The following is a 1369-nucleotide window of genomic DNA, read 5'->3' on the forward strand; positions in this document are numbered from 1 at the left end:
GAAGCCAGTCGCAGATACCAGCTGGCTGCAACTGTTTAATAAAAACACAGCACTGTGCAAACACGAAAGTGGACGTATACGGTGTGACGCCTGCCCGGTGCTGGAAGGTTAATTGATGGGGTCAGCCTTAGGGCGAAGCTCTTGATCGAAGCCCCAGTAAACGGCGGCCGTAACTATAACGGTCCTAAGGTAGCGAAATTCCTTGTCGGGTAAGTTCCGACCTGCACGAATGGCGTAATGATGGCCAGGCTGTCTCCACCCGAGACTCAGTGAAATTGAACTCGCTGTGAAGATGCAGTGTACCCGCGGCAAGACGGAAAGACCCCGTGAACCTTTACTATAGCTTGACACTGAACATTGAGCCTTGATGTGTAGGATAGGTGGGAGGCATTGAAGTGTGGACGCCAGTCTGCATGGAGCCAACCTTGAAATACCACCCTTTAATGTTTGATGTTCTAACTCGGCCCCGTGATCCGGGGTGAGGACAGTGTCTGGTGGGTAGTTTGACTGGGGCGGTCTCCTCCCAAAGAGTAACGGAGGAGCACGAAGGTTAGCTAATCACGGTCGGACATCGTGAGGTTAGTGCAAAGGCATAAGCTAGCTTGACTGCGAGAGTGACGGCTCGAGCAGGTACGAAAGTAGGTCTTAGTGATCCGGTGGTTCTGAATGGAAGGGCCATCGCTCAACGGATAAAAGGTACTCCGGGGATAACAGGCTGATACCGCCCAAGAGTTCATATCGACGGCGGTGTTTGGCACCTCGATGTCGGCTCATCACATCCTGGGGCTGAAGTAGGTCCCAAGGGTATGGCTGTTCGCCATTTAAAGTGGTACGCGAGCTGGGTTTAGAACGTCGTGAGACAGTTCGGTCCCTATCTGCCGTGGGCGTTGGAAGATTGAGAGGGGCTGCTCCTAGTACGAGAGGACCGGAGTGGACGAATCACTGGTGTTCGGGTTGTCATGCCAATGGCATTGCCCGGTAGCTAAATTCGGAAGAGATAACCGCTGAAAGCATCTAAGCGGGAAACTTGCCTCGAGATGAGTCTTCCCTGGGGCTTTAAGCCCCCTGAAGGAACGTTAAAGACTATGACGTTGATAGGCTGGGTGTGTAAGTGCAGCGATGCATTGAGCTAACCAGTACTAATGATCCGTGAGGCTTAACCTTACAACACCGAAGGTGTTTTGGTGATTTGAGAGAGATGATTTTCAGCGAAGTTCCGAGATTGGACTGACTGGTTTTACGATAGTGAATTGTGAAACGGGTGAGTTGAAACAGAATTTGCCTGGCGGCCATAGCGCGGTGGACCCACCTGATCCCATGCCGAACTCAGAAGTGAAACGCCGTAGCGCCGATGGTAGTGTGGGGTCTC

The 1369-nt window shown here is 52.3% G+C and carries 2 rRNA genes; both read left to right on the forward strand.

The features are described 5' to 3' along the window. Positions 1-1164 (forward strand): 23S ribosomal RNA (locus AACW11_RS18130); the annotation flags it as partial. Between the two features lie 117 nt (positions 1165-1281). After that, positions 1282-1369, forward strand: a 5S ribosomal RNA gene (gene rrf, locus AACW11_RS18135); the annotation flags it as partial.

Origin of the sequence: Yersinia sp. Marseille-Q3913 (genome assembly GCF_963892745.1) — a bacterium.
In the GTDB taxonomy this organism is placed as follows: Bacteria; Pseudomonadota; Gammaproteobacteria; order Enterobacterales; family Enterobacteriaceae; genus Yersinia; species Yersinia bercovieri.